Genomic DNA, 13,053 nt, shown 5'->3' with positions numbered 1-13,053 from the left:
AGTTTGAGCGGTTTATTAGTATCCCTGCAGGGCGCGGTCGCACAGGGCGTTCTTTGGGGAATCATGGTATTGGGAGTTTATATTACATTCCGCCTGATGGATATTGCGGATATGACGGTAGACGGAAGCTTCGCGTTGGGTGCCTGCGTTTGTGCAGTCCTGGTAGTCAACAAAGGAGTAAATCCGGTGCTGGCACTTTTAGTTGCAGCGGCAGCCGGTGTCGTGGCTGGTGCGGTAACGGGTATTCTTCATACTGTATTTGAGATACCAGCGATTCTGGCAGGAATTCTGACTCAGATTTCCCTCTGGTCGATCAACCTCCGGATCATGGGAGGAAAGAGCAATCTGCCGCTTCTGAAAGTTAAGACACTTATCAGTGGTCTGGCTGCTTCCTTCGGGATGACCCAGGCACAGGCATCGATGATCGTTGGAATTGTGCTGGCTGTGGCGGCTATTCTGTTTCTTTACTGGTTCTTCGGAACCGAGATCGGAAGTGCGATGCGTGCAACCGGTAACAACGAGGATATGGTGCGCGCGCTGGGCGTGGACACCCGTATGACGAAGCTTTTATCCCTGATGGTCAGCAACGGCCTGGTCGGTCTCTCCGGCGCACTTGTCTGCCAGAGCCAGAAATATGGTGATGTTGGAAGTGGTACCGGTGCTATCGTCATCGGTCTGGCGGCGATCGTCATCGGCGAAGTCCTGATGGGACGATTGACCTCTTTCTATTGGAAACTGACCTCCGTGGTCGTCGGTTCGGTCATTTACTTTGTGATCCGTGCGGTTGTACTCCGCATGGGTATGGATGCAAACGACATGAAGCTGCTCTCTGCTGTCATTGTAGCACTGGCACTCTGTATTCCGGTAGCACTCGCTAAATACAGGCTGAGAAAAGATTATTCAGAAGGGGGCGAGGAGTAATGCTGACGATAACAAATGTAAAGAAAACTTTTAATAAAGGAACTGTTAATGAGAAAAAAGCCTTAAACGGTATCAACTTACACCTGGCACCGGGCGATTTCGTGACGATCATCGGCGGAAACGGTGCTGGAAAATCCACCATGTTAAATATGATCGCAGGCGTATATCCGATCGATTCCGGTAAAATCGAGATCGATGGCGTAAACATATCCAGAGAACCAGAATACAAACGCGCTAAATATATCGGCAGAGTCTTCCAGGATCCGATGCGCGGCACCGCCGCCAATATGGAGATACAGGAAAATCTTGCCATGGCGCTGCGCCGCGGCAAATCCAGAGGACTCGGCTGGGGCATCAAAAAGAATGAAAAGGACTTCTACCGTGAGGCATTGGCACAGCTCGACCTGGGGCTTCAGACCCGTATGACCAGCAAAGTGGGCTTACTCTCCGGCGGACAGCGCCAGGCGCTCACCCTTCTGATGGCAACCCTCCAGAAGCCAAAGCTCCTTCTTTTAGACGAACACACCGCCGCCCTCGATCCCAAAACAGCCCGCAAAGTCCTCGATCTCACCGAAAAGATCGTAGATGAACAAAATCTGACCGCGCTTATGGTTACCCATAACATGAAAGATGCGATTCAGATCGGCAACCGTCTGATTATGATGCACGAGGTCGGATCATCTACGATGTAGCAGGGGAAGAGAAGAAGAATCTGCAGGTAGAAGACCTGTTGGAGAGATTTGAAAAGGTAAGCGGAGAAGAATTTGCGAATGACCGTATGATGCTTGCCAAATAAGCAGGGGTTATAAGATTTGAAGGCTTTTATCAAAATCATTAACCGATAACAGACAAAAAATATACGGAATGAAAAGTGGGTCAACAAATTAAAAACCACGACTATAAGTGAGAAAGAATGCCCTCCGGCGGCGCGAGCGGTCGGAGGGCATTCTCCTCTCCCATATTTCCAACTAATTCCCCCTTTCACGACTTAACCGTTTATCTACAACTTAACACTTCTGTAATAATTCATTTATAGAAAATTCATTTTTTCCTCCACATCCTTCCTTGGCAATTCCCTACGAATATGATAAAATAAAAATTACGTTTAATATATTAAGTCATAATTTCAAGAAAAATCAGGAGCGATCCATATGTTAGAAGAAGAAAACAAAAAAGAAACGCAGGAGTCAGAACAGGTGCCAGCGGCGGAGCGGATTCAAGAGCCGGAAGCAGTTCAGAGTCAGGAATCAGAGCCAGCTCAGACCCAGGATCAGACACCAAAGCCGGTCCGGGAATCCGCGGGACATTCGCGCAGGCGCCAGGGCGAAGATAAGAGTCAGAGTCTGCGCTTCGGAGTGATAGCAGCAGGAGTGGTGATTGCTCTTGCAGTTGCAGCGCTTGCAGGCAAGTCTCTGCTCAGCCGTCAGGCGGGAGCCGGAACTGCAAAGAATGGGGCGGCGACAGCATCAGAGCTTTCGAAGGACGAGGCATCCGAAGAGTCCAGAGCGGAGGAGATCAAAGAGAAAGAAGCAGTGGTAGCTTCCTATAAAAATCTGGGTATCGTGCAGGTGTCTGGTTATCTGAATATGCGTGAGACGGCGAGCACGGACGGCAACATCATCGGCAAGCTGATGGGCGACAGTGCGTGTGAGATCGTGGATGATTCAACCGAAGGCTGGTATCAGGTCGAATCTGGCGGTATTTCTGGTTATATCAGCTCGGAGTTTGTTCTGACCGGGGATGAGGCGAAGAAAAAAGCGTTGGAACTGGTTGAAAAGCGGGCGCTCATCACGGCAGATTCCCTGAACATCCGAAAAGAGCCGAACACGGAGTCTGAGGTTGTCGGTCAGGCATTGAAAAATGAGCGCTATGTGGTCGAGGGTGAGCCGGAGAATGGCTGGATTCAGATTTCGAGCGGTTATATTTCTACGGATTATGCGGAGATCAAATACGCACTCAATGAAGCGCGGAAGCTGGATATGCGTGCGATGGTGCTGAATTTATACAAAAATCTGGGTATTTCCAGTGTGGATAATTACTTGAATGTGCGCGATCAGCCAAGTGAGGATGGCAATATCATCGGTAAGATGACGAGCAAGTCTGCCGGAGAGATTCTGGAGACGAGCGAGGACGGCGGCTGGTATAAGATCCAGTCGGGTCCCGTCACTGGATATGTGAAGGCGGAGTATATCCTGACAGGAGATGCGGCGAAGCAGGAGGCGATGGAGGTTGCAGAACTGATGGCGATCGTTTCAACCGACCGCCTGAATGCCCGCACGGAGCCGAGCACGGATGCGCCGATCTGGACGCAGATCTCTAACAATGAGCGTTACGATGTTATAAGCCAGCAGGATGGCTGGGTCGAGATTGCGCTCGATACGACGAGTGCGTATGTGGCGACTGATTTCGTAGATGTGCGTTATGCATTGCCGGAGGCGATCCCATTTACCCCATTAAAAGAAAAGGAATCCTTGCGGACCCAGATTGTCAACTATGCGCTTCAGTTTGTCGGAAACCGTTATGTCTGGGGCGGTAATGACCCGCATTCGGGTGTGGACTGTTCTGGTTTTACAAAGTATGTATACAGCCATGTGGCGGGCGTGTCCCTGCCGCGGGTGTCCCGGGAACAGGCGCGGACGGGTACGAAGATTGATTCTTCGAAGATGCGTCCGGGCGATCTGATTTTCTATACGAATCGCAAGGGAACGGTCAACCATGTGGCGATGTACATTGGCAATGGTCAGATCGTCCATGCGGCGAGCCGGAGAAGCGGCATCAAGATTTCTACCTGGAATTACCGGAATCCGTACCGGATTGTCAATATGCTGGGAGACTGATAGGGAGAGGATAAGATGGAAGAGCAAAAGACAGAAGATTATAAAGAACGCCTGCAGAAAGTACGTCAGAGACGAAATGGCAAAGATCCGATGCACTGGTTCATGATCGGAGGCTGTGCTGTCATTGTGGTGCTGGCTCTGGTTATCATCGTGAAGCTGGCACAGGGCGGCACGTTCGGAGGTTCTGGAAACGCCCGGGTGGCATCGGCATCCGAGGCAGAGGTGCAGGAAACCGTGATCGGAGAGACGCTGCCGGAGGATGAGGAACAGGCAAAAGAGGACGAAGAAAAGAAAAATGTAGTCGAGTCCTACCAGAATCTGGGTATTGTGGATGTATCTGGTTATCTTAATATGCGTGAGAGCGCCAGTACAACCTCCGATGTCATTGGCAAACTGATGGGCGGCAGTGCGTGCGAGATTCTGGACGATTCCCAGGAAGGCTGGTATCAGATATCTTCCGGCGGTCTGGAGGGCTACATCAGTTCAGAATTTGTACAGACCGGCGAGGCGGCAAAAACAGAGGCATTTGAGCTGGTCAAGAAGATGGCGGTCATCACGACTGACAAGCTGAATATCCGGAGTGAGCCGAGTGAGGACGCGCAGGTGCTGGAACAGGCGCTGAAAAATGAGCGTTATTCCATTGTCAGCGAGCAGGACGGCTGGATTCAGATCAGCGGGGGCTATATTTCAGCGGATTATGTGGATGTGCGCTATGCGTTAAATGAAGCGCGTAAGCTGGATCTGCGGACGATGGTTCTCAATATGTATGACAATCTGGGTATTTCCAATGTCAATAACTACTTAAATATCCGCGTGGAGCCGAAGGAGGATGCGAAGATCATCGGTAAGATGACGAGCAAGTCCGGTGGTGAGATTCTGGAAACGACCGAGGATGGCGGCTGGTATAAGATCAAGTCCGGTCCGGTTACCGGCTATGTTAAATCCGAATTTATTCTGACTGGAGATGCGGCGAAGCAGGAGGCACTGCAGGTTGCACAGCTGATGGCGATCGTATCAACTGACCGTCTGAATGCCCGTACGGAGCCGAACACGGACGCGCCGATCTGGACGCAGATTTCCAACAGCGAGCGGTATTCGGTTATGAGCCAGCAGGATGGCTGGGTGCAGATTGCACTGGATGAGACGAGTGCCTATGTAGCGACTGAATTTGTCGATGTCCGGTATGCGTTAAATGAGGCGATCGAGTTTACACCGGTTGAGGAGACCCCGGAGCCTGAGACCAAGGCGGCGAGCAGCAAGGGAGGCTCTGGAAGCAAGAGCAGCAGTAACGGTGGTTCTGGCAGCCAGAAAGCATCTTCAAGCGGCTCCTCCAAGCGTGCGCAGATCGCAAACTACGCGACTCAGTTCCTTGGGAATCCGTATGTATGGGGCGGTACCAGCTTGACAAATGGTACGGATTGTTCTGGATTTACGATGTCGGTTATGGCACACTTCGGCGTCGGTCTGCCGCATCATTCGGGTTCCCAGGCGGGAGCAGGAAGAAGTATCAGTTCTTCCCAGATGCGTCCGGGTGATCTGATCTTCTACACAAACAGCGGTGGAACGATCAACCATGTAGCACTCTATATCGGCGGTGGGCGCGTGTGCCATGCATCGAATGCAAGGGATGGTATCAAGATTTCCACCTGGAATTACCGTACCCCGGCGAAGATCGTCAATGTACTGGGCGATTAATTCCATGGAAAGTCAATAAAAAATATTTGAAAGAGAGCAGGGAGAAAAGGCAGCTTTTCCCAGCTCTCTTTTTCTGTTTCATAGGAAATTGTGTCCTATGAAATAAAAAACGCATCGCGGGGATGCGCACTCGCGCGAAGCAGAAACATGTCGCAAGTGACCGCGCGAGACGCCCGAATGTGCCAAGGCACATCCTTGTTTGTATAAAAAGCGGTTTCAGTGAATAAAGATAATAGGAAGACAGAATACTAAGAATGAATTAGGCAGTTGAGAAAAACATTGAATCCGCGTGTAAGATGGAAAGAGCGCAGAAAAGAGGAAAATATGATTCGGGCAAATCGTGAAAACAGGGAATGGGAAAATGAAGCGTGGGACAAGCAGACAGATAAGGCGGGAGAAAGCCGGGAACAGGCGCAGGAGGATCCGGTTCAGAAGCGTGAAAATGGACAGACGGATATTACGGGAAAGAATGGCAATCACATTGAATTAATCTCGATCATCGGAGAGATAGAGGGACATGAAAATTTGTCCGGCAATACGAAAACGACGAAATATGAGCATATTCTGCCTAAGCTGGCGGAGATCGAGGAGAGCGGTGAGACGGAGGGAGTTTTAGTCCTGATTAACACGGTGGGCGGCGATGTAAGCTGTGGACTGGCGCTCGCGGAGATGATTGCTTCGCTCAGCAAACCGACCGTTTCACTGGTCATCGGGGACAGCCATTCGATCGGTGTGCCGCTCGCGGTGGCGGTCGATCACTCTTTTATTGTCCCGACCGGGACGATGATGGTACATCCGGTACGGATGACGGGGATGGTGATCGGTGCCGTGCAGACGTATGATTATTTTGAAATGATTCAGGATCGTATTTTAAGCTTTGTGTCCGGACACAGTCAGATCTCCTATGAGCGCCTCCGGAGCCTGATGCTCAATACGGAGATGATGACAAAAGATCTGGGAACGGTCCTGGTTGGCGAGGAGGCGGTCCAGGAGGGACTGATCGATGAATGCGGCGGGATCCGGGAAGCGCTTGCATGGCTGAACCGGGCGATCGATGGGAAGAAACAAGAAATAGATGCACACGACCGGATGACGAAGACGGATTTTAGTGAAAATCTGAAAAGAAAGTAGAACATACGTGCGAAAATTTTAGGAAAGCGTTGCTTTTTTCCCTGAATTTGGGTATACTGAATGAGATAATAAGAATGTAAAATGAGAAAAGCAGTCTGCGGGAGGCTGTATTTTGTGAAACAGGAGGAACCGCAGATACATGGGAAATGTTGGAGGCATGAGACAGGTGGCAGATACAAGCAGGAAAAGACAGAGTACAGAGCGTGCCGGGGAGACAGCTGGGACAGAGAAAAAAGCCGGGCGATCCAGAAAGTCCCCTGCGGCGAAGAAAGCGGAGGAGACGCTGAACGAGAAAAAGAGTAGGGGGAAGAAGAAAGCTTCGTCTGGAAAAGGCACCGCGAAAGGAACAGGAAGCCGAAGCCGCGCCAGCCAGGCGCCGGAGCCGGTGGAGAAAAGTGGTACAGGGCATTTATGGGAACGGAAGTGGCGATTATTGTATCATTTGCAATATCGGTACTTTTGTTTTTGAGCAATTTCGGGCTTTGCGGCTTTGTCGGAAGTTTTCTGCGATCGACTCTGCTTGGCGTATTCGGCGTGATGGGGTATCTGGTGCCATTCCTTTTATTTATGGGAACTTGTTTTTATCTTTCAAACCGAGGCAACCAGAAAGCCGTAGCCAAGTTGGTGGCGGTTGGCGAGGTGCTTCTGGCACTTTGCGGACTTTCCCAGCTTCTTATGGGAGGCGGTCAGCATCTGGACTGGAATCTGGGCGATTATTACGCGCAGGCAGGTGGAGGCGGCTTTATCGGTGGCATTCTGATGCTGCTGTTGTGCGGAACAGTGGGAACGATCGGAGCAGTTCTGATTCTGCTGGTGCTTTTGGCACTCGGTGCTGTGTGCATTACGGAGCGTTCCCTGGTAACTTCGTTAAACAGGGCAGCGGAAGGGCGTATGAGTATGCGAAAGAAGATATGAGCCGCCGCCGTGAGATACATGAGGAGAAAAAGGAAGAAAAACGCCGTCTGCGGGAGGAGCAGCGGGTCCGTGGCGTTGATCTCGAGGGCGCCAAGCTGACCGAGCTGCCAGTGATGCGAAATTTCTCGGAAGGAGTCCCGGAGGGAACCGTGCTGGGACCGGAGGATGCACCGGAGGAATTCCGTGAGATGCATGGAAGGCAGGAAAACTTGCAGGATGAGGCCGCGGCTTATGATGATTGGACCGATGTTCCGGCAGAGGGAAAAAATCTGGCACAGGATTCCGGACAGGGAGTAGAGAAGGAGAATCCGGCAGATGTATTTCGCGGGCAGATATTCCACGGTGGCGGAGCGGTAGAACCAGAACCGATGGAGTATGAAGAAGAGCCGGTGGAGTACGAAGAAGAGCCGGTGGAATCGGAGCAGGATACATATGCATACGATGGTTCAGAATCCCAGTTTCAGGAAGAATCGGAGCGCGAGACGGCGCGGACAGTAGAGACTGCAGAGGCAGAGGACAGTGCGAGCGACCAGCTCCTGAAACGCCTGTATGTACGCCGTGATACCCGGACGATGGAAGAATTTGCCGGCGGCGAGAGTCAGAAAGGTCCAGGCTATTATCCGGTAGAGACACGGGAGAGACCGGCTGCGGAGGCGGCCCCCGGTTTGACCGCGGAAGAGACCTCTGGTTTGACCGCAGAGGAGGTTCATACAGATTTAGGGCATCAGGATGTCTTTGAGCCATCGGAAAACGAGTGGGAAACCGTTTCGATGGGGAATGAGGATGAATGGAACGAACCTATATCTGGGGAAACGGATTCCGAACCAATCGATGGCTATTATAAGACGCTGGAATCAGAGCGGGGCGAGACAAAGGGCAGTTTCTTTGTCCCGGAGGATTCCAAAACGGTCGTGACCGCATCCGGAAAGGTGATCGAGACAGATACAGAGGCGATACAGAAAAAACTGGAGCAGAAACGGGAAGAACGAAAAGCACTTCCAGTTGAGGAACTGACGGTTCCAGAGCAGATCGAGCGCAAGGAAGAGGAAGAAAAGAAGATCCAGAAAGAATACATATTCCCGCCATTGACACTTTTAAAACGCGGCACGGGACAGACCGATTTCTCGGATCAGGAGTACCGGGAGACAGCGATCAAGCTGCAGCAGACGCTCCAGAACTTCGGCGTGGGCGTGACGGTTACAAACATCAGCTGTGGACCGACGGTTACCCGCTATGAGCTTCACCCGGAGCAGGGTGTCAAGGTCAGCAAGATTGTAGCGCTGGCGGATGATATCAAGTTAAATCTGGCAGCGGCGGACATCCGTATCGAGGCACCGATTCCTGGCAAGGCGGCGGTCGGTATCGAGGTTCCGAACAAGGAGAACCATGTGGTTCTGCTGCGCGATCTGCTGGAGTCAGAGGCATTTAAGAAATATCCGTCCCGGCTGGCATTCGCGGTCGGAAAAGATATCGCAGGTCAGACGGTTGTCAGCGACATTGCGAAGATGCCGCATCTTCTGATCGCGGGTGCGACCGGATCGGGTAAATCAGTCTGCATCAATACGCTGATCATGAGTGTGATTTATAAAGCAAAGCCGAGCGAGGTCAAGCTCATCATGATCGACCCCAAGGTGGTTGAGTTAAGTGTATACAACGGTATTCCGCATCTTCTGATTCCGGTTGTGACCGACCCGAAAAAGGCGTCCGGCGCCCTCAACTGGGCGGTGGCAGAGATGACCGACCGTTACCAGAAGTTTGCAAAATACGGCGTGCGCGATCTTAAGGGTTTCAATGCCAAGGTTGAGTCGATCGCGGATATCGACGATCCGAAGAAACCGGAGAAACTGCCGCAAATCATCATTATCGTGGATGAGCTTGCCGATCTGATGATGGTAGCGCCGGGCGAAGTAGAAGATTCGATCTGTCGTCTGGCCCAGCTGGCGCGTGCAGCGGGCATTCATCTGGTGATTGCGACGCAGCGACCATCGGTCAATGTCATCACCGGTGTGATCAAGGCAAATATTCCGTCGAGAATTGCTTTTTCCGTCTCTTCCGGAGTGGATTCCCGCACCATTATTGATATGAACGGCGCGGAGAAACTGCTCGGAAAGGGCGATATGCTGTTCTATCCGTCGGGCTATCAGAAACCGCAGCGTGTACAGGGCGCGTTTGTGTCCGACAATGAGGTTTCGGATGTGGTCGGATTTTTGAAACAGGAGGGGCTGACCGCAGAGTACAGCGCCGAGGTTGAGTCCAAGATCCGTTCGACGGCGATGGATGCGGGCTTTGGCGGCGGTGAGCGCGATGCCTATTTTGCACAGGCAGGTAAATTTATCATTGAGAAAGACAAAGCATCCATCGGCATGCTGCAGCGTATGTTTAAGATTGGCTTCAACCGTGCCGCGCGTATCATGGATCAGCTTGCAGATGCAGGCGTGGTCGGTGAGGAAGAAGGCACGAAGCCGCGTAAGGTGCTGATGAGCATGGAGCAGTTTGAAAACATGATGGAAGAAGGATATTAAAAAGCGGAATCATTATAAAATATCAAAATCAGGAGGTATCCTATGAAGCTTAAAAGCTGGCTGAAAGAATTGCCGTATACATTATTGCAGGGCAGCCTGGAGACGGAGGTTGACGAGGTGGTCTACGATTCGAGAAAGGCGGCGCCGGGGACGGTGTTTGTGTGTATGCGCGGGGCAAACGTCGATTCGCATACCTTTATCCCGGATGTGGTTGAAAAGGGCGCGCCGGTTCTGGTGGTCGAGCATCCGGTTGAGGCGCCTGAGAACGTGACGGTCATTCAAGTGGAGAATGGACGGAACGCGCTATCGCTTCTTTCGGCGGCACGTTTTGATTATCCGGCGCGGAAGATGACGGCGATCGGTGTGACCGGCACGAAGGGAAAGACGACTACCACTTATATGATCAAGGCGATTCTGGAGGCGGCCGGACAGAAGACGGGTCTCATCGGAACGAACGGCGCTGTGATCGGTGAGAATCATTATCCGACCAAAAATACGACGCCGGAATCTTATATTTTGCAAGAATATTTTGCAAAAATGGTGGAAGAGGGCTGCCGTTACGTCGTGATGGAGGTTTCTTCCCAAAGCTACCTGATGCACCGGGTAGACGGACTTTTCTTTGATTATGGAATTTTCCTGAATATTTCCAATGATCATATTGGCCCGAATGAACATGCAAGTTTTGAAGAATATCTTTACTACAAAAAGCAGCTTTTGAAAAACTGCCGGACAGCGCTCGTCAACCGCGATGATCCGCACTTTGATGCGATCGTAGAAGGGGCGACAGCAGAGATCCTGACCTTTTCATTGGAACGGGCGGCTGATTTTACAGCGGATGACATTCACTATGTACGCGAACATGATTTCGTGGGCGTCGAATTTCAGACGCATGGACGATATGAGAGCGATCTGCGTGTCGGCATTCCGGGCAAATTTAACGTGGACAATGCGCTGGCGGCAGCGGGCGTGTGCAGCTTCTTTGACCTGCCGAAGGAGAAAGTCTGCCATGCGCTGGAACATATCCAGGTCGATGGACGGATGGAGATTGTATATAAATCAGCAAAGTGCACCGTGATCGTTGACTACGCCCACAATGCGGTCAGCATGGAAAGTCTTCTTCTGACGCTGCGCGACTACAAGCCGAAGCGTCTCGTCTGTGTCTTCGGATGCGGCGGCAACCGGGCGCGCGATCGCCGGTACTCGATGGGAGAGATTGGCGGAAAGCTGGCAGATCTGTCGATCATCACGGCGGATAATTCCCGCTTTGAGAAAGTGGGAGATATTCTGGCAGATATCAAGGTCGGACTTGCAAAAACCGACGGCAAATACGTTGAAATCCCGGATCGCCGCGAAGCGATTGAGTACAGCTTGTCGCATGCGGAAGATGGCGATATCATCGCGATCATCGGAAAAGGGCATGAGGATTATCAGGAGATCGAGGGCGTGCGCTATCATTTCCTTGACCGGGAAGTAGTGCAGGAGACGGTGAAGAAGCTGCATATGTAATCAATTTGGAGGCAAAATATGGACCATATTACAGTCAGACATATCGTGGAAGCAGTGTCGGGAACACTGCTCTGCGGAGATGCAGATACGGAGTTAAAACACATCAGCATTGATTCCCGGAGTATGCGCGGGGCGGATCTGTTTGTTCCGCTGATCGGGGAGAAATCAGACGCGCATCGTTTCCTGGTTCAGGCGATGGACAATGGGGCGGCAGCCGCACTGACTTCGGAGCATGAGGCGGCACCGGAGGGCTTTCACGGCGCCCTGATCCAGGTGAAAGATACGAAACTGGCATTGCAGACGATCGGACGCTGCCTGCGGGCACGCCTTTCTATCCCGTTAGTTGGTATCACCGGCAGCGTGGGAAAGACGACGACGCGCGAAATGGTGGCGGCGGCGCTTTCAGCGAAATATAAGACATTCAAGACACCGGCAAACCACAACAGCCAGATCGGTGTGCCACTCACGATCTCGGAGATTTCTGAGAATGATGAGATCGGCGTGCTGGAACTGGGAATGAGTGAGCCGGGCGAGATGGCGGTGATCGCGGAGATTGCGGCGGTGGATTCGGCAGTCATGACGAATATCGGTGTGACGCATATTGAGAATCTGGGCTCCCGCGAGAATATCTTAAAAGAAAAGCTGCATATCCAGGACGGTATGAAGGCAGGCGGAATCCTGTTTGTAAATGGAGATAATGATATGCTTTCTACCGTGCATGCAAAAGCAGGCTGCCATACCGTCCGTTATGGACTTGGAGCAGATAACGACTACCGCGCCGAGGATCTTTCATATCTGGATGGATTTCCGTCCTTTACGATGGTACACGGCGAGGTGCGCGTCCCGGTGAAGCTGACTGTTATGGGCGAGCACAATGTCATGAATGCGCTGGCTGCCCTGGCGGTTGCGGATGCCTACGATGTGCCGCTTGCCGATGCAGCGGAAAAGCTGCTTGAATTTGGCGGGTTCAAGAACCGTCAGCAGATTTATCATAAAAATGGTTATACGATCGTGGACGATACCTACAATGCAAGCCCGGATTCGATGAAAGCGGCGATAGGTGTGCTTTCTTCCCTGCCGGCAGGACGCAGAATTGCGGTTCTGGCGGATATGAAGGAACTGGGAGAGAATACGATTCAGTTCCACCGTGAAGTTGGTGCGTTTCTGGCGGAAAAACCGGTCGATATCCTGGTTGTATATGGCGAACTGGCGCAGGCGATCGCCGAGGGAGCAAAGAAAGTCAAACCGGATCTGCATGTCGTTTCGTTTGAAGAGGACGAAAAAGAAGATATGCTTGACTGGCTGGATGCACAGATCGGTGAGGGAGATGCAGTCCTGTTCAAGGGTTCCAACAGTATGAAGCTGGGGGAGACGGCAGCGAGGTTTATCTCAGTCGAGAAGACTCCCACCTCTTCAGGTGGTAAGTAATAGCAAGTTTGTCTCAGTAGGAGTCCATTCTCCGACTGAGATAAACGCTCCGCGAGGATGCGCAGTGATTCTGTAGAGAATATGTCAGCTTCGCTGAC

At 51.8% G+C, this 13,053-nt stretch carries 9 protein-coding genes and 1 pseudogene; all 10 read left to right on the top strand.

The features are described 5' to 3' along the window. Nucleotides 1-3: 3 nt before the first annotated feature. The 10 genes and pseudogenes from DWZ16_RS09150 (at nt 4) to murF (ending at nt 12,955) form a co-directional block, all read left to right on the top strand. Nucleotides 4-921 carry an ABC transporter permease gene (locus tag DWZ16_RS09150; RefSeq protein ID WP_022358702.1) on the top strand — a complete coding sequence of 306 codons (918 nt, stop codon included), beginning with the start codon at nt 4-6 and terminating at the stop codon, nt 919-921. After that, nucleotides 921-1,717, top strand: a pseudogene (locus DWZ16_RS09145) (ABC transporter ATP-binding protein). Before DWZ16_RS09150 ends, DWZ16_RS09145 begins: the two are co-directional and overlap by 1 nt. Nucleotides 1,718-2,072: 355 nt before the next feature. Continuing rightward, nucleotides 2,073-3,758, top strand: a complete 1,686-nt coding sequence (locus DWZ16_RS09140) for a C40 family peptidase (protein ID WP_118522657.1) — start codon at nt 2,073-2,075, stop codon at nt 3,756-3,758. A gap of 15 nt (nt 3,759-3,773) precedes the next feature. Next, on the top strand, nt 3,774-5,453 hold the full coding sequence (locus DWZ16_RS09135) for an SH3 domain-containing protein (protein ID WP_118482179.1): 1,680 nt from the start codon (nt 3,774-3,776) through the stop codon (nt 5,451-5,453). A gap of 324 nt (nt 5,454-5,777) precedes the next feature. Then, complete coding sequence (locus DWZ16_RS09130; protein ID WP_118482196.1) at nt 5,778-6,584, top strand: ClpP family protease; 807 nt, start codon at nt 5,778-5,780, stop codon at nt 6,582-6,584. 139 nt (nt 6,585-6,723) lie between these two features. Continuing rightward, nucleotides 6,724-7,053, top strand: a complete 330-nt coding sequence (locus DWZ16_RS15455; protein WP_182427324.1) for a hypothetical protein — start codon at nt 6,724-6,726, stop codon at nt 7,051-7,053. Beyond that, nucleotides 6,996-7,499 carry a DNA translocase FtsK 4TM domain-containing protein gene (locus tag DWZ16_RS09120; protein WP_118522655.1) on the top strand — a complete coding sequence of 168 codons (504 nt, stop codon included), beginning with the start codon at nt 6,996-6,998 and terminating at the stop codon, nt 7,497-7,499. The genes DWZ16_RS15455 and DWZ16_RS09120 overlap by 58 nt, the downstream gene beginning before the upstream one ends. Beyond that, on the top strand, nt 7,496-10,021 hold the full coding sequence (locus DWZ16_RS09115; RefSeq protein WP_118522654.1) for a DNA translocase FtsK: 2,526 nt from the start codon (nt 7,496-7,498) through the stop codon (nt 10,019-10,021). The genes DWZ16_RS09120 and DWZ16_RS09115 overlap by 4 nt, the downstream gene beginning before the upstream one ends. A gap of 42 nt (nt 10,022-10,063) precedes the next feature. Then, nucleotides 10,064-11,527 (top strand): UDP-N-acetylmuramoyl-L-alanyl-D-glutamate--2,6-diaminopimelate ligase, encoded by a 1,464-nt coding sequence (locus tag DWZ16_RS09110; RefSeq protein WP_118482178.1) that lies wholly within the window; start codon nt 10,064-10,066, stop codon nt 11,525-11,527. Between the two features lie 18 nt (nt 11,528-11,545). Further along, nucleotides 11,546-12,955, top strand: coding sequence for a UDP-N-acetylmuramoyl-tripeptide--D-alanyl-D-alanine ligase (gene murF / locus DWZ16_RS09105; RefSeq protein ID WP_118482177.1), 1,410 nt, complete (start codon nt 11,546-11,548; stop codon nt 12,953-12,955). Nucleotides 12,956-13,053 lie beyond the last annotated feature (98 nt).

Origin of the sequence: Clostridium sp. AF29-8BH, assembly GCF_003478145.1 — a bacterium.
Lineage (GTDB): Bacteria > Bacillota > Clostridia > Lachnospirales > Lachnospiraceae > Otoolea > Otoolea fessa.
Note: the sequence above shows the minus strand (reverse complement) of the source record. Positions and strands in the feature narration are given on the sequence as shown.

What these genes read in the sequence shown, in the direction of transcription:
- DWZ16_RS09140 (WP_118522657.1), top strand. Translation starts at nt 2,073, where the DNA reads ATGTTAGAAGAAGAAAACAAAAAAGAAACGCAGGAGTCAGAACAGGTG.
- DWZ16_RS09135 (WP_118482179.1), top strand. Translation starts at nt 3,774, where the DNA reads ATGGAAGAGCAAAAGACAGAAGATTATAAAGAACGCCTGCAGAAAGTA.
- DWZ16_RS09130 (WP_118482196.1), top strand. Translation starts at nt 5,778, where the DNA reads ATGATTCGGGCAAATCGTGAAAACAGGGAATGGGAAAATGAAGCGTGG.
- DWZ16_RS15455 (WP_182427324.1), top strand. Translation starts at nt 6,724, where the DNA reads ATGGGAAATGTTGGAGGCATGAGACAGGTGGCAGATACAAGCAGGAAA.
- DWZ16_RS09120 (WP_118522655.1), top strand. Translation starts at nt 6,996, where the DNA reads ATGGGAACGGAAGTGGCGATTATTGTATCATTTGCAATATCGGTACTT.
- DWZ16_RS09115 (WP_118522654.1), top strand. Translation starts at nt 7,496, where the DNA reads ATGAGCCGCCGCCGTGAGATACATGAGGAGAAAAAGGAAGAAAAACGC.
- DWZ16_RS09110 (WP_118482178.1), top strand. Translation starts at nt 10,064, where the DNA reads ATGAAGCTTAAAAGCTGGCTGAAAGAATTGCCGTATACATTATTGCAG.
- murF (WP_118482177.1), top strand. Translation starts at nt 11,546, where the DNA reads ATGGACCATATTACAGTCAGACATATCGTGGAAGCAGTGTCGGGAACA.